Origin of the sequence: Actinoplanes sp. SE50/110, from assembly GCF_900119315.1 — a bacterium.
Taxonomy (GTDB): Bacteria; Actinomycetota; Actinomycetes; order Mycobacteriales; family Micromonosporaceae; genus Actinoplanes.
In genome coordinates this window covers 5,975,590-5,998,023 of sequence record NZ_LT827010.1, presented here as the reverse complement: position 1 = coordinate 5,998,023, position 22,434 = coordinate 5,975,590, and the positions used below count along the sequence as shown (strand labels likewise).

Annotated in this window: 19 protein-coding genes and 1 pseudogene; 10 read left to right on the top strand and 10 right to left on the bottom strand. The window is 72.3% G+C overall.

Annotated features, from left to right (window positions below):
• The first annotated feature begins 2 nt into the window (after positions 1–2).
• Complete coding sequence (locus ACSP50_RS26860; protein WP_014692446.1) at positions 3–1,580, top strand: methyl-accepting chemotaxis protein; 1,578 nt, start codon at positions 3–5, stop codon at positions 1,578–1,580.
• Positions 1,581–1,604: 24 nt separating this feature from the next.
• Positions 1,605–2,264, top strand: coding sequence for an acetoacetate decarboxylase family protein (locus ACSP50_RS26855; RefSeq protein ID WP_014692445.1), 660 nt, complete (start codon positions 1,605–1,607; stop codon positions 2,262–2,264).
• Positions 2,265–2,275: 11 nt separating this feature from the next.
• On the opposite strand, the gene ACSP50_RS26850 is transcribed toward ACSP50_RS26855, so the two are convergent.
• Complete coding sequence (locus ACSP50_RS26850) at positions 2,276–2,911, bottom strand: DUF4360 domain-containing protein (protein ID WP_014692444.1); 636 nt, start codon at positions 2,909–2,911, stop codon at positions 2,276–2,278.
• A gap of 313 nt (positions 2,912–3,224) precedes the next feature.
• Positions 3,225–5,414 carry an ATP-dependent RecD-like DNA helicase gene (locus ACSP50_RS26845; RefSeq protein WP_043512260.1) on the bottom strand — a complete coding sequence of 730 codons (2,190 nt, stop codon included), beginning with the start codon at positions 5,412–5,414 and terminating at the stop codon, positions 3,225–3,227.
• Positions 5,415–5,495: 81 nt separating this feature from the next.
• On the opposite strand from ACSP50_RS26845, the gene ACSP50_RS26840 reads away from it, so the two are divergent.
• Together ACSP50_RS26840 and ACSP50_RS26835 are read left to right on the top strand one after the other, a co-directional pair.
• Positions 5,496–6,470 (top strand): acetylxylan esterase, encoded by a 975-nt coding sequence (locus tag ACSP50_RS26840; RefSeq protein ID WP_014692442.1) that lies wholly within the window; start codon positions 5,496–5,498, stop codon positions 6,468–6,470.
• Positions 6,471–6,761: 291 nt separating this feature from the next.
• A complete protein-coding gene (locus ACSP50_RS26835) occupies positions 6,762–7,409 on the top strand; it encodes a hypothetical protein (RefSeq protein WP_014692441.1) in 648 nt (215 codons plus the stop codon).
• 249 nt (positions 7,410–7,658) lie between these two features.
• Here ACSP50_RS26835 and ACSP50_RS26830 read toward each other — a convergent pair whose 3' ends face one another.
• The 3 genes and pseudogenes from ACSP50_RS26830 to ACSP50_RS44665 all read right to left on the bottom strand — a co-directional run.
• Complete coding sequence (locus ACSP50_RS26830) at positions 7,659–7,928, bottom strand: YggT family protein (RefSeq protein ID WP_014692440.1); 270 nt, start codon at positions 7,926–7,928, stop codon at positions 7,659–7,661.
• Between the two features lie 174 nt (positions 7,929–8,102).
• Positions 8,103–8,468, bottom strand: coding sequence for an aldehyde dehydrogenase family protein (locus ACSP50_RS44670; protein WP_014692439.1), 366 nt, complete (start codon positions 8,466–8,468; stop codon positions 8,103–8,105).
• A gap of 119 nt (positions 8,469–8,587) precedes the next feature.
• Positions 8,588–8,899, bottom strand: a pseudogene (locus ACSP50_RS44665) (aldehyde dehydrogenase family protein); the annotation flags it as partial.
• A gap of 129 nt (positions 8,900–9,028) precedes the next feature.
• Between ACSP50_RS44665 and ACSP50_RS26820 the strand changes: the two are divergent.
• Positions 9,029–10,009 carry a DUF2804 domain-containing protein gene (locus ACSP50_RS26820; RefSeq protein ID WP_014692438.1) on the top strand — a complete coding sequence of 327 codons (981 nt, stop codon included), beginning with the start codon at positions 9,029–9,031 and terminating at the stop codon, positions 10,007–10,009.
• Here the strand turns inward: ACSP50_RS26820 and ACSP50_RS26815 are convergent, their stop codons facing one another.
• Entirely contained in the window at positions 10,010–10,606 is a 597-nt protein-coding gene (locus ACSP50_RS26815) for an RraA family protein (RefSeq protein ID WP_014692437.1), read from the bottom strand.
• A gap of 3 nt (positions 10,607–10,609) precedes the next feature.
• Complete coding sequence (locus ACSP50_RS26810) at positions 10,610–11,200, bottom strand: HAD family phosphatase (protein ID WP_014692436.1); 591 nt, start codon at positions 11,198–11,200, stop codon at positions 10,610–10,612.
• 46 nt (positions 11,201–11,246) lie between these two features.
• Between ACSP50_RS26810 and ACSP50_RS26805 the strand changes: the two genes are divergently transcribed.
• Both ACSP50_RS26805 and ACSP50_RS26800 read left to right on the top strand, forming a co-directional pair.
• Positions 11,247–11,702, top strand: coding sequence for a hypothetical protein (locus tag ACSP50_RS26805; RefSeq protein WP_014692435.1), 456 nt, complete (start codon positions 11,247–11,249; stop codon positions 11,700–11,702).
• A gap of 1 nt (position 11,703) precedes the next feature.
• On the top strand, positions 11,704–12,327 hold the full coding sequence (locus ACSP50_RS26800; protein ID WP_014692434.1) for a maleylpyruvate isomerase N-terminal domain-containing protein: 624 nt from the start codon (positions 11,704–11,706) through the stop codon (positions 12,325–12,327).
• Here the strand turns inward: ACSP50_RS26800 and ACSP50_RS26795 are convergent.
• Positions 12,324–15,668: a proline dehydrogenase family protein gene (locus tag ACSP50_RS26795; RefSeq protein WP_014692433.1), complete on the bottom strand. Its 3,345-nt coding sequence runs from the start codon at positions 15,666–15,668 to the stop codon at positions 12,324–12,326. The genes ACSP50_RS26800 and ACSP50_RS26795 overlap by 4 nt on opposite strands.
• A 103-nt stretch (positions 15,669–15,771) precedes the next feature.
• Here ACSP50_RS26795 and ACSP50_RS26790 point away from each other — a divergent pair, with 103 nt between their 5' ends.
• Positions 15,772–16,722, top strand: coding sequence for a LysR family transcriptional regulator (locus ACSP50_RS26790; RefSeq protein ID WP_043515484.1), 951 nt, complete (start codon positions 15,772–15,774; stop codon positions 16,720–16,722).
• Here the strand turns inward: ACSP50_RS26790 and ACSP50_RS26785 are convergent.
• Together ACSP50_RS26785 and ACSP50_RS44885 are read right to left on the bottom strand one after the other, a co-directional pair.
• The gene (locus ACSP50_RS26785; RefSeq protein ID WP_014692431.1) at positions 16,658–18,121 is read right to left on the bottom strand and encodes a S9 family peptidase; all 1,464 of its coding nucleotides are present in this window, start codon (positions 18,119–18,121) and stop codon (positions 16,658–16,660) included. The two genes, ACSP50_RS26790 and ACSP50_RS26785, sit on opposite strands and share 65 nt — an antisense overlap.
• Positions 18,122–18,213: 92 nt before the next feature.
• Positions 18,214–20,037, bottom strand: coding sequence for a phosphatase PAP2 family protein (locus ACSP50_RS44885; RefSeq protein WP_099344169.1), 1,824 nt, complete (start codon positions 20,035–20,037; stop codon positions 18,214–18,216).
• Positions 20,038–20,161: 124 nt separating this feature from the next.
• On the opposite strand from ACSP50_RS44885, the gene ACSP50_RS26775 reads away from it, so the two are divergent.
• Together ACSP50_RS26775 and ACSP50_RS26770 are read left to right on the top strand one after the other, a co-directional pair.
• The gene (locus ACSP50_RS26775) at positions 20,162–21,439 is read left to right on the top strand and encodes a jacalin-like lectin (RefSeq protein ID WP_014692429.1); all 1,278 of its coding nucleotides are present in this window, start codon (positions 20,162–20,164) and stop codon (positions 21,437–21,439) included.
• A 70-nt stretch (positions 21,440–21,509) separates the two neighbouring features.
• Positions 21,510–22,418, top strand: coding sequence for a PrsW family intramembrane metalloprotease (locus ACSP50_RS26770; RefSeq protein ID WP_014692428.1), 909 nt, complete (start codon positions 21,510–21,512; stop codon positions 22,416–22,418).
• Positions 22,419–22,434 lie beyond the last annotated feature (16 nt).

The window sequence follows — 22,434 nt, the reverse complement described above, 5'->3', positions numbered from 1 at the left end:
CGATGGGTGTGGGCGGGGCGTTCGACAACCGCTCCCTGCGGACGAAGATCGTCGCGGCGGCGCTGACCGCCGCGGTCGGCGGTCTGATCGTGGGCGGGATGTCGATCATGACGGTGCGCGGGCTGAACCAGAAGGCGGCCGACGCGCAGCACAAGTCCATCGCGATCGAGACGGCGGTCAGCGGTTTCAGCAGGAATCTCGAGGCGTTCGTCGGCAGCAATTCCGCCATGCAGCTCTACCCGTCGCAGGCGGCGCAGATCGGTGCCGTGGCCGCGCAGTACAAGCAGGCCGCCACCGACGCGTTGACCAGTCTTGGCGCCGAGCTGCCCGGCGACGCCACGGTGACCCGGACGCAGCAGGATTGGGACAGCTTCCTGCAGTTCCTCGGTTCGACAGCGGCCTCGGACCACCCGCTGAGCAAGGCGGAGATCGTGGCCGGCCTGGCGCAGTACGGCAAGCTGCACGACGCGCTGGGCGCCGACGGGAACGCGCTGCAGGCCCGGGCCGCCGCGGTCGCCGAGACGCAGATCGCCGACGCGCGTTCCGCCGCCAACTCCGCCACCTGGACCATTGCCGGGGTGCTCGCCGCCGGGGTGGTGCTCAGCATGCTGATCGGCTTCCGGGTGGCCGCCCGGGTGCGCGACGCCGTCCGCGGTGTCTCCCGGCTCGCCGAGGGCCTGGCCGAGGGCGACCTGACCCGCACCTCCGGGGTGACCACCCGGGACGAGGTGGGGCAGATGGCCGCCGCACTCGACTCCGGCATCGCCCGGCTGCGCGAGGACGTGGTGCAGCTGGCCGGCAGCGCCACCACCCTGCAGCACGCCGCCACTCAGCTGACCTCGGTCTCCAGCGCGGTCGACGCGGCCGCCACCGAGGCGTCGTCGCAGGCCGGCACGGTCTCCGCGGCGGCCGACAACGTCTCCAACAACCTGCAGTTCGTCTCGTCCGGCGCCCAGGAGATGGGCTCGGCGATCCGCGACATCAGCGTCTCCACCTCGGAGGCGACCCAGGTGGTGGTGCAGGCGGTGCAGGCGGCCGCGGCCACCAACGCGATCGTGGCCCGGCTCGGCGAGTCGTCCGCGGAGATCGCCACCGTGGTCAAGGTGATCACCAGCATCGCCGAGCAGACCAACCTGCTCGCGCTGAACGCGACCATCGAGGCAGCCCGCGCCGGTGAGCTCGGCAAGGGCTTCGCGGTGGTGGCCGGCGAGGTCAAGGACCTGGCCCAGGAGACCGCGAAGGCGACCGAGGACATCTCCCGGCGGGTGCAGTCGATCCAGACCGACACCAGCGGCGCGGTCAGCGCGATCGAGGAGATCAGCGAGATCATCGAGCGGATCAACGGCCTGCAGCTGACCATCGCCTCGGCCGTCGAGGAGCAGACCGCCACCACCCAGGAGATGAACCGCACCCTGGCCGAGGCGGCCGGCGGCGCCGGCAACATCGCGGCCACCATCACCGGGGTGTCGGAAGCGACCCGGCGCACCACCGACACGGTCGGCGAGACCCGCCGGGCGGCCGACGAGCTGACCGCCACGGCCGGCCAGCTGCAGACCGTGGTCTCCCGCTTCCGTTACTGACGCATCGATGCCAGTGTTAGGGGCATGTATCCGCCCGAGCCCTGGCACCTGCGCGGACAGATGTATCTGTCGGTCTTCCTGATACCGCTGCGGGACGTGCCGCCGCTGCCCGGGGTGCTGGGCGCGGCGGCACGTCCGTTGTCGTTCGGCGGCCGGGCCGCGATCGGCGCGGCCTGGGTCGACTATCAACCCGGCGGCGTCCTGCACTACCGCGAGTTGCTCAGCGCGGTGCTGACCCACGAGCGCGGCCGGCCGCGGGTCAGCATCACCGACATCTGGGTGGACAGCGTCGCCTCCCGCGACGGCGGCCGCAACCTGTGGGGCATCCCGAAGGACCTGGCCGGCTTCACCCTGGACGCCGACGACGACCTGATCGACGCGACGGCCACGGCGCCGGATGGCGCCCCGATCGCCGCGGCCCTGATCCGGTTGAAGAGCCGGCTTCCGGGCCGCTTCCCGCTGGGGTTCACCGTCGCCCAGGCGCTGGGCGGGCACGTCAAGCGCACCCCGGTGCGCGGCCGATCAGGCCTGCGTACGTCGCAGGCCGCCTGGCGCCCCGACCCGGCCGGCCCGCTCGCCTACCTGGCCGGCCACCGCCCGCTGCTGAGCCTGGCGATCACCGACTTCTGGCTCACCTTCGGTCGCACCGCCGCCGACCGCGCGGCCACCGCCCGCCCCCGCTGACCCGCCCGCGGTCAGCACTTCTTCCAGGCCACCCGGTACACCGTGTTGATCGCGGCGTCGGTCGAGTCCATCGAGATGAAGCTGGTGTACCGGTGCGCGTCCGAGGTGCCGCGGTTGACCCGCAGGTCGGTGTTGATGTTCAGGTAGCGGCGCTCGCCGCACGGCAGGTAGCTCAGCGACGCGATGCCGACCTGGTCGGTGCGCTGCCAGTCGTCGTCGACCGGGCCCCGGAAGGTGTGCTCGATCCGGGTGGTCTGGGAATGGCCCTGGAAGTAGTAGTTGGCCGCCTCCTGCGCCCACGCCCCCCGGGCCAGTGACGCGTATCCGCGGTAATCCGCGCTGGCGATCGCGAACGTGAATCCGGACGGCACCTTGATGTCGAGGGCCAGCTGGCAATTCTTCCGGAAATCGAGCGGGGAGGCTTGCGGGCCGACCTGCGCGGTGTAATCCGAGTAGGTGACGGTGAACGCGGTGTTGTCCGGCGAGACGGTGATCTTCGCGGATTTGTCCGGGCAGCCCGAGCCGTTCGCGTTCACCACGTCGATGATCATCATTTCGCCCGGTGTCGGCTGCGGTGCTGCCTGGGCCGGTGTGCCGACCACGAGAGAGGCGAGCACGGCGGCGCCGGCGGTCAGATTGCGAAACATCGTGAATCCCCCATTGGATTGGTTGGGAAACGCTTACCGGAAACAGTATTTCCGCATGCCGCGGCGCCCGGCGGGAATCGTACTCACCGTGTTTACCGGAATTCGTTGTCCGGGTGTACCCGGGCTGCCGCCATTCGGCCCGGATTCCGGCATTTCGCCACGCGCATGACGATCAGGTGGTATGCGGGAGCGGGTATCGACAGAACAGCCTGCTATACAGGTCGCCCTCGGAGCCGGCCGCGGCCGCCGGCTGAAGCGCAAATCGCCCGAGGTGCGGGTCGCCCCGGGGAGGCTCGGGTCGCCGCTCGGGTCGCTAGCCGAGGCGTTCGGCGAGCGCGGTGTGCCGGCGGCCGGCGCCGACCGTGCGCACCGCCGCGGCCAGCGCCTTGCGCGAGCCGACCAGCACCACCAGCCGCTTCGCCCGGGTGATCGCGGTGTAGAGCAGGTTGCGCTGCAGCATCATCCACGCGCTGGTGGTCAGCGGGATCACCACCGCCGGATACTCCGAACCCTGCGACCGGTGGATGGTGATCGCATAGGCGTGGGCCAGCTCGTCCAGTTCGTCGAAGTCGTACTCGATCAGTTCGTCCTCGTCCGTCCGTACCGTCAGGGTCTGCTCCTCGGGCGACAACCCGGTGATGACGCCGACCGTGCCGTTGAAGACCCCCGCCACCCCCTTGTCGTAGTTGTTGCGGATCTGGGTGACCTTGTCGCCGACCCGGAAGACCCGCCCGCCGGCCCGCCGCTCCGGCAGGTCCTCGCGGGCCGGGGTGAGCTGCTGCTGCAGCAGCGTGTTGAGCGCGCCGGCACCGGCCGGCCCGCGGTGCATCGGGGTGAGGATCTGCACGTCGCGGCGCGGGTCGAGGCCGAACCGGCGGGGGATCCGCTGGCACGCGACGTCCACCGTGAGGCCCGCGGTCTCCTCGGTGTCGTCGCACGGGAACAGGAAGAAGTCGCTCATCCCGTCGAGCAGCGGCGGGCGTCCGCGGTTGACCCGGTGGGCGTTCGTGACGACGCCGCTCTCCGCGGCCTGCCGGAAGATCTGCGTCAGCCGTACGCGGGGGATCACCTCCGCCGCGAGCAGGTCCCGCAGCACCTCGCCGGCGCCCACCGACGGGAGCTGGTCGACGTCCCCGACCAGCAGCAGGTGAGCGCCCGGCGGGATCGCCTTGACCAGCTTGTTCGCCAGGATCAGGTCGAGCATCGAGGACTCGTCGACGACCAGCAGGTCGGCGTCGAGCGGATTGTCCCGGTCGAAGCTGGCGTCGCCGCCGGGCTGCAGCTTGAGCAGCCGGTGCACGGTGGCCGCGGGATGCCCGGTCAGCTCGGCGAGCCGTTTGGCGGCCCGGCCGGTGGGTGCGACCAGCTGGATCCTGGCGCGTTTGGCGGCGGCGAGTTCGACGATGGAGCGGACGGTGAAGCTCTTGCCGCAGCCCGGGCCGCCGGTGAGGACCGCGACCTTGTGGGTGAGCGCCAGCTTGACCGCGGCCTCCTGCTCGGGCGCGAGGGTGTTCCCGGTGCGCCGGTGCAGCCAGTCGAGTGCCTTGGCCCAGTCGACGTCACCGAAGTGCGGCATCCTGTCCGACCTGTCGTGCAGCAGCCGGACCAGGGTGGCGGCGAGGGAGATCTCGGCACGGTGGAACGGGACCAGGTAGACGTGGTCGTCCTCGCGGACCACGCCCTCCTCCTCGACCAGCTCATCGAGACATCGCGGGATGAGTCCGGCCGGGACTTCGAGAATCCTGGACGCCTCGTCGGTCAGCTGGTCGACCGGCAGGAAACAGTGACCGTTGTCGGTCGCCTGGGACAGCGTGTACTGCAGGCCGGCCTTCACCCGCTCCGGACTGTCGTGCGGAATCCCGACCGCCTGCGCGATCGTGTCCGCCGTCTTGAAGCCGATACCCCAGACGTCCGAGGCGAGTCGGTACGGGCTGTTGCGCACCACCGAGATCGACGAGTCGCCGTACTTCTTGTAGATCCGCACCGCGATCGAGGTGGACACCCCCACCCCCTGGAGGAAGACCATCACCTCCTTGATCGCCTTCTGCTCGGCCCACGCCGCGGTGATCTTCGCGGTCCGTTTCGGACCCAGCCCGGTCACCTCGATCAGCCGGTCCGGTGACGTCTCGATGATCTCCAGCGTGTCCAGCCCGAAGTGCTCCACGATCCGCTCGGCGAAGACCGGACCGATCCCCTTGACCAGCCCCGATCCCAAGTAGCGGCGGATGCCCTGGATGGTCGCCGGCAGCACGGTGGTGTACGAGACCACCTCGAACTGCCGCCCGTACTGCGGGTGCGAACTCCACCAGCCGGACAGCCGCAGACTCTCCCCGGGCTGCGCGCCGAGCAGTGCGCCCACCACGGTGAGCAGGTCCGATCCGCTCTTCGCGGTGGCCACCCGGGCCACCGTGTAGCCGGTCTCCTCGTTCACATAGGTCAGCCGCTCCAGCACCGCTTCCAGCACGTGCGGCGCCGGCCGGGAGGTCTGTTGCGCGGCGGGCATGGCGACCATCGTGCACGGAACGCCGGGTTCCGCCAAGACCGACCCTTTGTTTCCGCGGACTTCCGCCCTAGCGTGGCGATCATGGCGCATTTTGATCTCCCGCTGGCCGAGTTGCGGACCTACCGTTCGGCCACCCCGCCACCGCCCGGCTTCGACGACTTCTGGGCCCGCACCCTCGACGAGGCGCGCAGCGCCGCCCGCCCCGCCGAGATCACCGAGGTCGACACCCCGCTGCGCGCGGTCACCACGTACGACGTCACCTTCACCGGCTACGCCGGGCAGCCGATCAAGGCGTGGCTCAACGTCCCGGCCGGCGCTGCGGAGCCGCTGCCGATCGCGGTCGAATTCATCGGGTACGGCGGTGGCCGCGGCCTCCCGGTCGACTGGCTCCTCTGGTCCGCCGCCGGCTACGCCCACCTGATCATGGACACCCGGGGGCAGGGCGGCAACTGGCGCGGCGGCGCCACCCCGGACGTCGACGGGGACGGGGCCGGCCCGGCCGCGCCCGGCTACCTGACGCGCGGCGCCCGCTCGCCGGAGACCGCGTACTACCGCCGCCTGTTCACCGACGCGGCCCGCGCCGTCGAAACCGCCGCCGAGCTCCCCGGCGTCGACGCGTCCCGCCTGGTCACCACCGGCAAGAGCCAGGGTGGCGCGCTGTCCATCGCGGCCGCCGGCCTGGTCCCGGACCGGGTCGGCGCGGTGGTCGCCGGGGTGCCGTTCCTCTGCGACATCCGTCGCGCGGTCACCATCTCGGACAGCTTCCCGTTCCAGGAGATCGTCCAGTTCCTGCGGGCCAACCCGGACCGGGCGGAACAGACCTTCGCCACCCTCGACCACTTCGACGTGGTCAACCTGGCCCGGACGGTGACCGCCCCGGCCCTGTTCTCCACCGCCCTGATGGACCAGGTCTGCCCGCCCTCCGGCGTCTTCGCCGCCTACAACGAGCTGCGCGGAGAGAAGGAGATCGAGGTCTTCGAGTGGGACGGTCACGACGGCGGCCGGACCTACTTCGACACTCAGGCCCTCACGTTCGCCGCCACCCACCTCACCTGAGCCCCGCCCCGGCCGCCCCGCCCCGGCCGCCCCGCCCCGGCCGCCCCGCCCCGGCCGCCCCGCCCCGGCCGCCCCGCCCCGGCCGTCCCGTAGCGGCCGCCCAGTAGCGGCAGCCCGGCCGCGCCCGGGCAGGACGACGCCGGCGGGGACGGCTGCGGATCGGCGGTGTCGGCCGGGGTGGTGGGGTGGTGGGGTGGTGGCGGGGCGGGTGCGGGACGGGTCGATTCCTCAAGCCGGGGCGCCGGCGACCGACCGGGTGACTTCGCGAATCCCGGAACCGGAGGAACATCCATGCAGCCGACCCCCCGTCGTGCCCTGCGACTCACCGCCGTGCTCGCCTCGGCCTGCGCGCTGACCGGGTGTGCGGCCTTCGCCTCGACCACGGCGACCGTGTCGCCGACCGTGTCGCCCGGTCCGACCAGCACGTTCCTGCAGACCCCGACGGTGCCGACCAGCTCCGCGCCCGGCCTGTCGAACACCGGCACCAACCTGCCGGTGGTGGTGGCCTCCCTGGTCAAATACGGTCAGTGGCTGATCGCGAACCCGGACCCGTCGCTGGTCGACCGGATCGCCGTGCCGGGCTGCGCGGCCGCCAACGACCTCATCCACGAGACCCAGTCGCTGGTCGACCAGGGCGCCTACGTGACCACGGCGCTGCCGGTGGTGACCGGCATGCAGTATCCGTCGCCGGCCGCGTCCGCCGGCGCCGCGTCACTCGGCGATCAGACCATGCTGGACATGCAGGTGAGCCGCCCGGCCGAGGCCCTGACCCAGCGGACGACCGCCAAGAAGACGCAGATCATCTCCTACCTGCCGGAGCTCAGGTCCACCACGGTCCGCGTCTCGCTGATCCGGGGCGCCGACAAGAAGTGGCGCTTCTGCGAGGTCACCACCCCCCTCGACGGCAGCCGCGCCGACTCCATCACCGTCCTGCTGTAGGACTCCGCCGGGGTCACGACGATGCGCCGCCCGGGTCCACCCGGGCGGCGCATTTCTGTCGGGTCGGCCGGCACGAACGCTGCCGAGGCCGGCGAACGGGGCTCGCGGCCGGCAAAAGGGGGCTCGCGGCCGGAAATGGGAGCTCGCGGCCGGAAATGGAGCTCGCGGCCGGCAGAGGGGGCTCGCGGCCGGCAAGCGGGGCTCGCGGCCGGCCTCGCGGCCGGCAAGCGGGGCTCGCGGCCGGCGCGGTCAGAGGAAGTTGCGCAGCAGGCTGATGACGAAGAAGACGATGAGGAAGGACAGGTCGATCGACATGCCGCCGGCGCGCAGCGGCGGGATCAGGCGGCGGATCGGGGCGAGGATCGGCTCGGTGGCCGCGAACACGGCGCCGTAGGCGCGGGATCGCAGGGAGCCGGGCATGGCCGGGCCGGCCAGGACGACACTCCAGTCCAGCACCGCGCGGGCGATCAGCAGGACCTGCACGATCAGCAGGAGCAGGCTGACGAGGCCGAGAAGCATGGGTTCCTCCAGGTGCCGGGGTGGTGTACCCACTGTGACGCGCCCGGTTGAGAACTAGCTGAGGGAACGCTGTGGAGCTGCCCGGCGACGCGGTGCGGCGCCGGCGGCGTACCGCGACATTGCCGATCGGGAGGAACCGGCGGTGACCGACCGGCGCCCGGTCGTGAACGGTCGTCAGAAGGGATAGGCCGGTGGTTCGTCGCGAACCGTCACCCGGCGGGTCTCGGTGAACGCCTCGATGTTGGCCGCCGCGCCGCCGAAGCGGGAGCCGGTGCCGGAGGCCGCGACCCCGCCGAACGGGCTGTTCGCCTCGTCGCTGACGGTCTGGTCGTTGATGTGCACGATGCCGGTCGGGATCCGGTCGGCGAGGGCCAGGCCGCGCATCACGTCCCGGGTGACGATGCCCAGCGAGAGTCCGTACTCGGTGGCGGTGGCCAGCCGGACCGCCTCCTCGGCGTCGCGGAACCGCAGCACCGGCGCGACCGGGCCGAAGATCTCCTCGGTGAAGGCAGGGGTGTCCGGCGTGACGTCCGCCAGCACGGTCGCCGCATAGAACAGCCGCTCGTACGTCCCGCCGGCCGCGACCCGCGCCCGCCGGCCGCCGAGCCGGTCACCAGGCCGTGGATCCTGTCGCGCTGCCCGGTGTCGATGATCGGGCCGAGCACCACCGGCTGCCGGGCCGGGTCGCCGACCGGCAGCGCCGCGGCCTTGGCGGCGAGCCGGTCCACGAAGTCGTCGTAGAGCCGCTCGTGCACCAGGTGCCGCCCGGTCGTCATGCAGATCTGGCCCTGGTGGAAGTACGACCCGAAGGACGCCGCCGCGACCGCCCGGTCGACGTCCGCGTCGTCCAGCACGATCATCGCCGAGTTGCCGCCCAGCTCCAGGTGGGCGCGTTTGAGATGCTCGCCGGCGAGCGCGCCGACCCGGCGGCCGGCCCGCGTCGACCCGGTGAACGAGACGACCCGGACCAGCGGGTGGGTGAAGCCGGGTCATCCGGTGGACGAAAGGGTGGGCGAACGGGTGGACGAACGGCGGGACGAACAGGGGGACGCGAGGAGGGTGCGGAAAACCCGAGGGTGACTCGGCGGTAACCTGCGCGCGTGACCCACGAGATCCAGATCACCGCACCGGTCGACCTGTGCCTCCCGGACGGGCGTCTCAACCCGGCGGCCGTCGGCTGGAGCCGCAAGCCGCTGCACCGCGCCAACCTGCGCGGCTGGGGCCGCAACAAGCGCTGGGAGCACTGGGGCGTGGTCACCCCGGCGCACATCCTCGGGGTGGTCGCCTCGTCGTTGGACTACGCCGGCGTGCACAGCCTCTACCTGCTGGACCGGGTCAGCGGGCGGGAGATCGCGGTGGACGCGACGGTGCCGCTGGCCCGGGGCGCGGTCCTGCCGGACCGCAGCGGATCGGGGCGGGTGACGGCTTCCGGCGGCGGCCTCAGCATCGAGATCGCGCAGGATTTCGACGGTACGTCGGTGCGGGCCCGAGCCCGTGACCTGGAGGTCGACCTGACCATGCCGGCCGTCGAGGACCGGGACGCGCTCGGTGTCGTGGTCGCCTGGAGCCGCACCCGTTTCCAGTACACGGTGAAGGACGTCGGCCGCCCGGTGCACGGCCGCCTGGTGGTCAAGGGGGTGGAGCACATCGTCCCGGCGCAGGGGTCCCATGCCACCCTCGATCACGGCCGGGGCCGCTGGCCGTACTCGGTGACCTGGAACTGGGCGGCCGGCGCGGACGCGGACCGGGCCGTCTCGCTGGGCGGCAAGTGGACCGACGGCACCGGCACCACCGAGAACGCGGTCTTCGAGGAGGGCCGGCTGCACAAGATCGGCGCGGATCTGCGCTGGGAGTACGACCGCACCGACTGGCTGAAGCCGTGGCGGATCACCGGGGACGGCGTCGACGCCACCTTCGAACCGTTCCACGAGCGGGTCGCCAAGACCAACCTGGGTGTGCTGGCCGGCGAGACCCACCAGTGTTTCGGCCGGTTCTCCGGCTGGGCGCGGGCCTCCGACGGCCGCAAGATCGACCTTGACGGCCTGACCGGCTGGGCGGAGGAGGCCCGCAACCGCTGGTGACTAGCCGAGCGCCTTCTCGATCTTGGCGCGGTGTGCCCGCTCCCAGTCGTCGAGCGTCTCGGCGGCCTCCTTGGCCAGCCGGGCCCGGGAGTCGGTCAGCACCGCGGCCTGCCGGTCGGCCGGGACCACGACGATCCCCTCCTCGTCGGCCACCACGATGTCCCCGGCCCGCACGCTCACCCCGCCGCAGCGGACCGTCTCCCCGTGCGTGCCGACCTTCTCCTTCGTGCCGGGGATCGGGATCACCCCGCGCGCGAACACCGGGAAGCCGATCTCCCGCACCTCGCCCAGGTCGCGGATCAGCCCGTCCAGCACGAACGCGGCCACCCCGCGCCGGTGCGCGACCGCGCACACGTTGCCGCCGGCCAGCGCGTAGTCCAGGTCGCCGGACTCGACCACGATCACCGAGCCGGGCTCGGCCCGGTAGATCGCGGCGTGCAGCATCAGGTTGTCACCGGGCTCGCAGCGCACGGTGAACGCCGGTCCGGCCACCCGGGGCACCGGCGTCCACAGCGGGCGCACACCGATGTCCATCACCTGGCCGCGGCCGAGCACGTCGGCGAGCGTCGTCGGGGGGATCTCCGCGAAATCGTTCATGATCTAACGTTCCCACGGCGGGGGGACGCGGACGACAGCCATCCCGGCCGCCTGCGCCGCACGTACCCCCAGTTCGGTGTCCTCGAAGGCGAGACAGCGGGCCGGATCCACGCCGAGCCGCCGCGCGCCCAGCAGGTACGGCTCGGGGTGCGGCTTCGGATGGGTGTAGTCGCCGGCGCAGACCAGCACCGGGAAGCGGTCGAGCAGGCCGAGCGCCAGCAGCGAGTCGATCACCGCTGGCCGGGTGCTGCCGGAGACCACCCCGAACGGCAGTCGGCCGTACGACTCCTCGATGTGCGCGAGAACGCCGGGAACCGCGCGCATGCTGGGCAGCCCGGCCCGGAACAGCGACTCCTGCCGCTCGGCGACCGCGGCGACCGGCATGCTCAGGCCCTGCCGCGCGTTCAGGTCGGCGACGATGTCGGCGCACGGCCGGCCACCCCACGCGTAGAACAGGTCCTGCGGGAACTCGCACTCGTACTCGGCCAGCGCGTCCTGCCAGGCCTGGAAGTGCACCGGCATGGAGTCGGTGATGGTGCCGTCGCAGTCGAACAGGTAGGCCTGGAAGTCACCGGGCGGAAGGGGTAGGAGCACGGCCGAACGGTACCCGGCGATCCGGCGGGACGGGGAGGATGGTGTTGTGCAGATCGCTTCGGAGACCGGCGGGTGGCTGCGGATGCGACCGGTCCGCTACGAGTTCGAGTCCGAGCCCGACGGTCCGCGGGAGGACTGGCTGACCGTCGAGGTGGCGGCGGCCGGCCGGGACGGGCACACCTGGCAGACCGAGGTGCCGTGCCTGCTCGTGGCCGAGGCGATCGAGCTGGCCGGCTGGCTGCACGACGAGGCCGGGACCGGCGAGCTGGAGTTCATCGAGCCGAACGTGGCGTTCCGCCGGCGGCACGGTGGGCCGGGGGTGGAGCTGCTGGAGGTGACCTTCGCGCAGGAGACGCTGCCACCCTGGCTGCCCGGCAGCGGGCGGGGCCGGGTGCACCGGATCCGGATGGAGGTCACCAGCGACCATCTGGTCCAGGCGGCCGGGGACTGGGCCGCGGAGATCGCCGCGTTCCCGCCACGGGCGGATCTGGCAGATTGGTGAGATGGATTTCCGTCGCACGTTCCGTTCCGCCGCGATCGCCTACGCCGGGCTGGTCGCCGACCTCCCGGCCGGAAGACTGGACGAGCCCGGTCTCGGCGACTGGACGCTGCGCGAGTTGCTCGGCCACACGGTGAGCTCGGCGCTGCGTCAGGTGCCGAAGGTGCTGGCCGCCCCGGCGCCGCAGGTCGAGGTGGCCACCGCGGAGGGCTATTTCGCGTACGCCCGCTCCGCCCCCGAGGAGCTCGTCGCCGCCGCCCATGCCGCCTCGGCCGAGGACGCGAAGGCCTCGGGGGAGCTGCTCGGCGACGATCCGGCCGGGCACGTGTCGACGCTGATCGGCCGGGCCACCGAGGCGCTGTCCCAGGTCCGCGACGACGACGTGATCACCAGCGCGGCCGGCGGCATGCGGGTCCGCGACTGGATCCCGACCCGCACCTTCGAGCTGGTGGTGCACGGGCTGGACGCGGCGGCGGCCACCGGCGTGGAGTTCGACCTGCCGGTCGAGGTGCTCGCCGAGTCGCTGATCCTGGCCACCCGCACCGGCCTGGGCATCGGCGCCGGTGTCCCGCTGCTGCGCGCGCTGACCGGGCGGGAGCAGCTCCCGCCCGGCTTCACTATCGTCTAGAGCACCTCGGCGGCCATCGGCAGCGGGTTGCCGAAGCGGTGCGCGGTGATGCTGACCGCCTGCTCACGCAGGAACGGCAGCAGTTCCACCTCGCCGGCCTCGACCACCGGCCCGGCCCACACGGCCAGGTCGGGACGTCCGCCGGTGGCGGTCGCCAGGTCACCGGCCGAGCCGCCGATCAGGCGTACCCGCGAGACCCCGGCCAGCCCGGCCGCGAACGCGGCGTCCGGCTCGACCGTGGCCTCCGGGAACAGCCGCGTCGCCTCGGCTGTCGACACCTGGATCGGCGCCCCGGCGAGCTTCGCCGCCGCGACGACGCGGACCAGGCCGGCGAGCGGGGCACCGGCCGCGAGGCGGACGGTCACCGGGGTGGGCAGGTAGCGCAGCACGTTGCGCTCCACGCCCAGCGCCGACACGTCCTCGGCGCGGCCGAACGACGCCGCCCAGGCCGCCGCGTCGCTGCGCGCGGCACGGGTCACCGACGCCACCTCGTCGGCGGTGAGGTGCGCCGCGGCGGCGGTGAGCAACGTGCGTACCGCCGCATTGTCGATGTCGGTCGAGGCCGTCGCCGGAGCCGGCGCCCAACCGCTCAACCCGGTGAGGTAGTGGGGCCCGCCGGCCTTGGTGCCGGCGCCGACCGCGGACTTCTTCCAGCCGCCGAACGGCTGCCGCCGCACGATCGCGCCGGTGATTCCCCGGTTGACGTAGAGGTTACCGGCCTGGACCCGGTCCAGCCAGGTGCGCACCTCGCCCGCGTCGAGCGAGTGCAGGCCGGAGGTGAGCCCGTAGTCGACCTCGTTGACCAGGTCGATCGCCTCGTCCAGGGTGTCCGCCGTCATGATCCCGAGGATCGGCCCGAAGTACTCGGTGCGGTGGTACGCCGAGCCGCGGCGGACCCCGTCCCGGATCCCCGGGCTCCACAGCTGTCCGCTCTCGTCCAGCTTGCGCGGCGCCAGCAGCCAGCTCTCGCCGGCGCCGAGCGTGGTCAGCCCGTCGAGCAGCTTGCCGGCGGCCGGCTCGACCAGCGGGCCGACCTGGGTGCGCGGCTCGGTGGGCGGGCCGACCTCCAGCGAGGAGACCGCGTCGAGCAGCTGGGTGCGGAACCGGGCGGACCTGGCGACCGAGCCGACCAGCACGACCAGCGAGGCGGCCGAGCACTTCTGCCCGGCGTGCCCGAACGCGGACGAGACCACGTCCTTGACGGCGAGGTCCAGGTCGGCGCTCGGGGTCACGATGATCGCGTTCTTGCCGGAGGTCTCGGCCAGCAGCGGCAGGTCGGCGCGGAACGAGCGGAACAGCTCGGCGGTCTCGTACGCGCCGGTCAGGATGACGCGGTCGACCAGCGGGTGGGCGACCAGCTCGCGGCCCAGCCCGGCCTCGTCGACCTGCAGCAGGGTGACCAGGTCCGGGTCGGCGCCGGCCGCGGCCAGGGCGTCGCGGACGATGCCGGCCAGCACGGCACCGCAGCGTTCGGCGGGTCCGGCCGGCTTGAGCACCACCGCGGAGCCGGCGGCCAGGGCGGCCAGCATCGAGCCGGCCGGGATCGCGACCGGGAAGTTCCACGGCGGCGTGACCAGGGTCAGCCGGGCCGGGACCGGGGTGGCGCCGTCGATCTGCCGGGCCGACAGCTCGGCGTAGTAGTGGGCGAAGTCGACCGCCTCGGAGACCTCCGGGTCGGCCTGGTCGATGGTCTTGCCGGCCTCGGCCGCCATCACCTCGAGCAGCAGGTCGCGGTGCGCCTCCAGGGCGTCGCCGACCCGGTGCAGGACCGCGCGGCGGTCGGCGCCGCCCCAATTCGCGGCGGCGGCCTTCTCCAGGGTGGTGTCCAACTCGGCGGCCGAGTCGATCCGGCGCAGGTCGAGACCCAGCCGGGACGACGGCACCCGGGCCAGCAACGATCGCATCCGGGTGCGGTTCGAGGCCACCGCCGGGTCGGTGTCCGGGGTGTTCTCGAAGTGCCCCGGCGCCGAATGCGGCACCGCCGCGTACCGGTCGGCGACCCGGTGCGCCGCCGGCACGGTGTCGTCCAGGTCCGCGAGGGACGCGAGGAAGCGCTGCTTCTCCCGCTCGAACAGCGCACTGTCGTGGTGCAGCTCGAACACCGCGGACATGAAGTTGTCCGAGCTGGCGCCCTCCTCGAGGCGGCGGATCAGGTAGGCGATCGCCACGTCGAACTGCTCCGGCCGGACCACCGGCGTGTACAGCAGCAGCCCGCCGACGTCCCGCCGGACCGCTTCGGCCTGGCCCTCGGCCATCCCGAGCAGCATCTCGAACTCGATGCCGTCGCGCACCCCGCGCTGCCCGGCCAGGGTCCACGCGTAGGCGACGTCGAACAGGTTGTGCCCGGCGACCCCGACGCGCACGTTGCGGATCCGGTCGGGATGCAACGCGTACCGCAGCACCCGCTTGTAGTTGGTGTCGGTGGCCTGCTTGCTGTCGCAGGTCGCCACCGGCCAGCCGTGCACCGCCGCCTCGACCCGCTCCATCGGCAGGTTCGCGCCCTTGACCAGGCGCACCTTGATGTCGGCGCCGCCGCGCTCGCGCCGTGCCGCGGACCAGACCTGCAACCGCATCATCGCGCTCAGCGCGTCCGGCAGGTAGGCCTGCAGCACGATGCCGGCCGACAGGCCCAGCAGGTCGGGCCGGTCCAGCAGCCGGGTGAAGACCGCGACGGTCAGGTCGAGGTCCTTGTACTCCTCCATGTCCAGGTTCACGAACTTGCCGGTCCGCGCGGCCAGGGTGAATAGGGGGAGCAGCTTCTCGGTGATGTCGTCGACGGCCTCGTCGAACGCCCACGGGTTGTGCGGCGCCACGGTCGACGACACCTTGATCGACACGTAGTCGACGTCGGGGCGGGCCAGCAGCCGCTCGGTCTCGGAGAGCCGGCGCGAGGCCTCCCCCCGGCCGAGGACCGCCTCGCCGAGCAGGTTGACGTTGAGGCGTACGCCGCGCTTGCGGATTTTGCGGATGGCGCGACCGAGCCGCCTGTCGGTGGCGTCGACGATCAGGTGACCGACCATCTGCCGCAGCGCCCGCCGGGCCAGCGGCACCACCACGCCGGGCATGATCGGGGCGAGCGCGCCGCCCAGCTTGACCGCGGCCTTGAGGTGGGCGGGCAGGAACGCCGGGACGTCACCGGCCAGCGCGTTCAGGGCGCGGGCGCTGACCCGGCGGTCCTCGGGACGGACCACGCCGTCGACGAAGCCGACCGCGAACGCGAGCCCTTTCGGGTCGCGCAGCAGGCCGGCCAACTGTGCCGCCGAGCCGCCGACCGGGACGGTCGCGGCTTCGCCCAGCCATCGGCGCACGAGGGCGATCGTCTCTTCGGCGATCTCAGACATCGGGATGCTCCTTCCGGTTTCAGCTTGAGTCTGCGGTCCGGCATCCGGTTAGGAAAAGCGATGCTTAGTGATTGGTATCGTTAAGCTGCGCTAACGTATGCGGATGCTGGAGATCCGCCGCCTGATCCTGTTGCGTGAGCTGGCCATCCGGGGCACCCTGGCCGCCGTCGCCGAGGCGCTCAACTTCACCCCGTCCGCGGTCAGCCAGCAGCTCAGCCAGCTGGAACGGGAGACCGGCACGGTGCTGCTGCGCAAGGCCGGCCGCCGGGTCCGGCTCACCCCGCAGGCCGAGGTGCTGGTCGCGTCGGTCGACGAGGTGCTGGACACCCTGGAGCGGGCCGAGGCCCGGCTGCAGGCGGCGGCCACCCGGGTCACCGGGGCGGTCCGGGTGGCGGTCTTCCAGTCCGCGGCGCTCGCCTTCATGCCGGCCGCCCTGCGCCTCGCGGCGGCCCGGTTTCCCGACGTACGCGTCGAGATGGTCCAGCGGGAGCCCGAGGAGGCCCTGCGCGAGACTTGGGCGCGGGACTTCGACATGGTCATCGCTGAGCAATACCCCGCACACGCGGCCCCGCACCATCCGGGCCTGGATCGCCGCGATCTGACCACCGACGCGATCCGCCTCGCGCTGCCGGCCGAGGCCGAGTCGCTGCACCCGGTCGACTCGCTGGACACCGCCCGGCACATGCCGTGGGTGATGGAGCCGCGCGGGGCCGCCTCCCGGCACTTCGCCGAGCAGCTGTGCCGGCGGGCCGGTTTCGAGCCGGACGTCCGCTACGAGACGGCCGACCTGCAGGCGCACATCCGCCTGGTGGAGACCGGCAACGCGGTCGCCCTGATCCCGGACCTGGTCTGGGCCGGGCGGACGCCGTCGTGCCGGCTGCTGGCGCCGGCCGGGAGCCCGCGCCGGACCATCTTCACCGCGCAGCGGTTGTCCGGGGCCGAGTCCCCGGCCGCCCGTGCCTTCCGCGGGCTGCTGGAGGAGGTCGTCCTCACCTCCGCGACGGGTCCGGCGCCGGGGCCGGGACGCTCTGCGCCGGGCACACCGCAGCGATGAAGGTGGGGTGCGCGCCGTTGGTGAACCGGCAGCCGAACGAGTCGGCGGCCACCTGCCGGCGGTCCAGGATCGCGTCGCCGGCCGGCCGCTGCCCGGTGCGCACCCAGCGGGTCAGGTCGTCGAAGCCCTGCGCCAGCTCGGCCTCGGTGAAGTCGCAGTGCCCGACGCCGCGGATGGCCCGAGAGACGAACAGCCCGGCCCGGCCGTTGCGGGCGGCCCGCAGCGCGTAGTCCTGCTCCATCGCGAACGGGACGAACAGGTCGCCGACGTCGTGCAGGGACAGCACCGGGATGGTCGGCCGGCCCTCCACCCGCGGGATGCCGGACAGCCCCGGGTCGCCGGTCGCGGTGTGCCGCACCCGCAGCACGTCGGCGTTGAGCCGCAGCTCGGCGAAGCTCGGCCAGGGGTAGTCGTCGGCCCGGTAGAAGGTGAACTGGTTGTCGGTGACGTTGCCGGGCGCGATCCCGCCGGTGCCACCGGTCAGGCCCGGGTAGAGGCCGAACAGGAACGGCAGGTCACTCAGCGGAGCCAGCGATGGCGCCGCGTTCCAGTAGGCGAAGGCCGAGTCGAAGCCGGGCCGCTCGCCGCCGGTGCGCCGCTCCACCACGTCGGACCAGATCTTCCCGGCCGGCGTGAGCGCCGGAGCGCTGCCCACCTTGACGCCGAGCGCCGCGGTGATCCGGCCGACCTGGGCATGCCACTGCGCCGGGTAGTCGGCGGCCGGGGTGAGCGGGAAGTCGATCTTCACTCTGGCCAGCGCCGCCGCGGTCACGTTCGCGTCCAGGAAGTAGTCGTAGAGCCTGGTGTCGCCGAGCACGCCGCAGTACGGCATGGCCGCCGCGAAGGCGTGCGGGAACCGTTCGATCGCCACCGCGGTCACCTGGCCGCCCATCGACGCGCCGCTCATGATCACCGAGCGGGCGCGGTGGCCGGTGGCCGCGCGGAAGGTGTCGATCATCGCGTACGAGTCGCGGACGCCCTGGCCCACGTCGTACCCGTTGGTGGCGTAGCTGGAGGCGGCCCACGCGTACCCGGTCTGCAGGTAGTGCGCGCGCAGCGCGGGGTTGTCGACGTAGACCACGGTGCCGGTGCCGCGGTAGCCGTGCGCGTAGACGACCAGCTTGCCGTTCCACCGCAGCGGCACCTCGACCCGGTACGCCGCGCCGTCCCGGATCCCGGTGTAGATCTTCGAGATCGCCTTTCCGGACGCGTCGGTGAGCGGGGTGAACGGCGCCCCGGAGACGTCGCAGGCCGGGTCGAAGACGAGGTAGCCGGGGTGGGTGGTGCTGGGCGTCGGCGCCGCGCAGGTGGCCGGTGCGGCGGAGGCCGGCGCGCTCAGCGCGGTGACCAGGGCCAGTGCGGCGGCGGCGACGGCGAGGCACTTCTGGCGCATGGTCATCGTGTTACCTCCGAGACACATGAAAGGTCCGGGGATTGACGTTTGTCAAGGCCGCCACAACTTTTCGGACAGTGCCCCGCCGTCGATGGGAGTCAGGCCGCGCGCAGCCGCACCGCGATGGTGTCACCGTGGGTGACCAGGTCGGCGCGGAAGGCGGGGGTGTCGACGACCACGGACGCGAACCGGCCGCGCAGGCAACCGGCCGTCAGGACCGGGATCGGGGCATCGTGGCGCAACGCCGGCGGCACCGCGATCCGCAGCGTGCCGCCCACCGTGGCGTCGCCGGACACGGTCAGCGCCGGCTTGCCCTCCGGGTCGGCGACGACCGCGAGGACACCACCGCTCTGCCGGTACGACCCGTGCACCGTGACCTGTCCGGCGACCAGGACGCCGCCGGACACGGTCACGTCGCCGCGGCCCAGCGCGGTGGGGGCGGCCGCGACCAGGGTGCCCTGCGCGACCGTGGTGCCGCCGCGGTAGTCGTTGTCGCCGGACAGGGTCAGCGTGCCGCTGCCCAGCTTGACCAGGCCGCCCCGGCCGGCGATGTCGTTGCGCCAGGCGTCGGCCGCGTGGAACCCGCCGAGCGCGGCGTCCAGGGTGACCGCCACGGTCTGGTCGAACGCGCCGTAACCGTCGGCGGCGGCGAACAGGTTCAGCCGGCCCCACTGCTCCGGGCCGTCCAGGATCGGGTGGCCCGAAGTCAGGCCGGTGGTCCGGAGCACCTCGCGGCGCTGCGCGGCGTCCAGGTAGGGCAGCCGGGTCTCCAGCAGCACCTCGGCGCCGTCCGGGACGGTCACCGGGACCCGCTTGCCGTGCGCCGGCAGGTCGTACGTGTGCTTGTGCCGCACGATCGCCGCGTTCGCCTTACGGTCGGCGGGGTCATGGGCGTACCCGAAGAGATCCCGGGTGCCGGTCTTCTCCTGGAAGTAGGCGAGCGCCTGGGCCCGCGCCTCCGCCTTGATCGTCGCGTTCGCCGGGTCGCGCAGGATCGCGGCGGCCAGCGCGGTGGCCAGGATCCGGCCGCCGATCACGTCGACCGGTGAGTGCATGCCGGCCACGATCCGGGTGTCGGCCAGGTCGTACGCCGTGGTGACCAGCTCCTGGAAGCGCTCCGGCACCGCGTACGCGTAGGCCAGCGCGGCCAGGAACAGCGCGTTGGTGTGCCCGCTGACGTAGCCGGCGTCGTCGGCCGGGCTGGTGCTCCGCTGGCGCAGCAGCGCCGGCGCCACCTTGACCGGCGAGTCGTAGACCGGGTAGCCGAACTCGTCCACCGCGCCGGTGTCGGCGACCCGGCTCTGCTCGGTCAGCCGCCACGGGCGCGGGTACTGGTAGGCGTACTTCGACGGGTTGCCCGAGGAGTAGTTGCCGCGCAGCGTGTTGACCAGGGTGGCGACCTTGCCGAGCGCCGAGCTGGTGGAACCGGCGCCGGTGGCCGCGCCGGCCGGGGAGCCGGCCGGGACCGAGTCGCTGATCGTGCCAGCCGGGGTGGTGGCCGGCGCCGAGGTGATGCTGGTGACCGCGAGCGCGCCGGCCCGGTACAGATCGGCGAGCGGGCCGAGGCCGGCGATCACCGAGTAGCTCTGGTGCTGCCGGTCGACGAGGAACGCCTTGGCCGCCTCCGCGTCGGTGCGCTCCGCGGTGACCCTGGTGACGTAGCGCATGCTGGCGCGCAGGAACGCCTCGTCCAGCACGGTGCCGGTGTTCCAGGCGGCGCCGGTGGCCCAGACCTTCTGGAAGCCGGACAGGATGCGGACCGCGGCGTTGGTGTCGGTGGTCAGGTTCGCGATGACGTTCGTCCGGTAGCCGTCGACGAAGCCGGTGCCGGTGGCGGCCTCGGCCGGCAGGGCGCGGAGCTGGGTCGCGAGCAGACCGGCGGCGGACGCCTTGAAGATTGTCCGGCGGGAGATCATGGGCATGCCGAGCAGCTTCGGTGCGCGTTCCGGCCGGGACGCGAACACCCGCGAGTGTTAGCGTGAACATCATGCTACCGACGAGTAGCCGCGGTTTCTTTTCATCGATGATGGCCTTAGCGTCGCGCTCGTGTACAAGACAGCCTTGCTGGCCGCCTTGCTTGCGGTCCCCGCCGTGATCCCCGCACCCGCAGCTGCCGCTGGAGCCACCGGTGGCACTCTCAAGATTCTTTCCTACAACATCGCCGGGCTCCCCGACATCCTGTCCAGCGCCGACACCGACCGGGCCACCTCGACTACCGCGATCGGGTCGCGGATCGCCGGATACGACCTGGTCAACGTGCAGGAGGACTTCAACTTCCACGCTTACCTGTACGCCGCGGACACCCACGCCTACCGCACCCCGACCAGTGGCGGGGCGGGCATCGGCTCCGGCCTGAACACCCTCTCGAAGTACGCCTACGACACCGACGACTTCGAGCGGGACCGCTGGACCTCGTGCCAGTACGACTCCGGTGACTGCCTGACCCCCAAGGGCTTCACCTTCCAGCGGGTCCGGCTGGCCGAGGGCGTCTACGTCGACGTGTACAACCTGCACGCCAACGCCGGCACCAACGCCGGCGACCTGGCCTCGCGCGCCGCCAACCTGAGCCAGCTGACCACCTTCATCGGCAGCCACTCCCCGGGCAACGCGGTGCTGGTGTTCGGCGACACCAACACCCGCTACACGCGGGACGGCGACACCATCGCCGACTTCGTGGCGAACAACGGCCTCACCGACGCCTGGGTCACGCTGGAGCGCGGCGGGGTGGCCCCGGCCAAGGGCGCGGACCCGATCCTCTGCTCCGACGACTCCTGCGAGGTGGTCGACAAGGTCCTCTACCGCGGCAGCAGGTTCATCACGCTGAACGCCACCGCGTACCACAACGAGCACGCCGCGTTCCTCGACGCCGGCGGGCTGATGCTCTCCGACCACGACCCGGTCAGCGTGAACCTGAACTGGTCCACCAATCCCGCGTACCAGTTCAGCGAACAGTTCGGCGGCCCACACGGCGACTACTTCGACGACGTCGACACGGCCGGCCCGCTGTCCTCGATCAGCCTGCGCGCCGGATCCCGGGTGGACCGGATCGGCCCGCACGGCGGGACCGGCGGCACCCTGAAGACGCTGACCCTGGGCGACGGCGAGTACGTGACCAGCGCCCAATTGTGCCGTGGCGTGTACAACTCACACACCAGGATCTTCTCCGCGAAGTTCACCACCAACCGGGGCAACACCCTGGCCGGCGGCACCACCACCGCGGACTGTGTCACCCGGACCGCGCCCACCGGCTGGCAGATCGCCGGCTTCCACGGCCGGGCCGGGGACGAAGTGGACAAGCTCGGCCTCATTTACACCAGGCACTGACCGCGAGCAGTGTTGGCGGAGCCCGGGGTGGGTACCCCGGCTCCGCTGACACCTGCGCGGGAGGCCTGAGATGTACCAAGCGGCGGCACCACCCCGGCGGCGCACCTGGCTGCGGGTCTTCCTCACCGGGCTGCTGCTCTGGCTGCTCACCGTGGTGGTCACCCTGGTCACCGGCAACCCGAACCTGATCCCCACGCTGGTGCTGCTGGGCAGCTTCCTGGTGCCGGTCACCTTCGTGCTCTGGGCGTTCAGCCGCCGGCACAGCGGCGAGGTCACCGCCGAGCTGCTGTTCAGCACGTTCATCACCGGCGGGGTGCTCGGGGTGCTCGCGGCGTCGCTGCTGGAGACGTACCTGCTGCACCCGTCCCCGGGCTTCTTCCTCGGCGTCGGCCTGATCGAGGAGGCGGCGAAACTCGGCGCGCTGGCGTTTCTGACCCGCCGGCTCCGCCACAAGTACGCCGCCGACGGCGTGGTGCTGGGCGCCTCGGTCGGCTTCGGGTTCGCCGCGTTCGAGTCGGCCGGCTACGCCTTCACCGCGCTGTTCACCGAGCGCGGCCTGTCGCTGATGCAGCTGGTCCAGACCGAGTTGCTGCGCGGGCTGCTGGCCCCGCTCGGGCACGGGCTGTGGACCGCGATCCTGGGCGGGGTGCTCTTCTCGGCCAGCGGGCGGCGGCACTTCGCGATGACCCGGCGGCTGCTGTCGTCGTTTTTCGGGGTGGCCGTGCTGCACGCGCTGTGGGACAGCATGCACAGCATCGCGCTGCTGGTCACGCTGGTGCTGACCGGCACGCCGTACCAGTATTCGCTGCTGCAGCGGGGCTACGAGCCGCAGCCGACCGCCGCCCAGACGCACCTGTTCACCCTGCTGTCCTGGGGCGGGCTGATCCTGATCTCGCTGATCGCCCTGCTCTGGCTGCGCGCCGTCGCCCGCCGAGCCGATCAGGACGGTCGATCGCTGTGGCGCATTCCGGTGGGATAGGTCTACGGTCCGATGC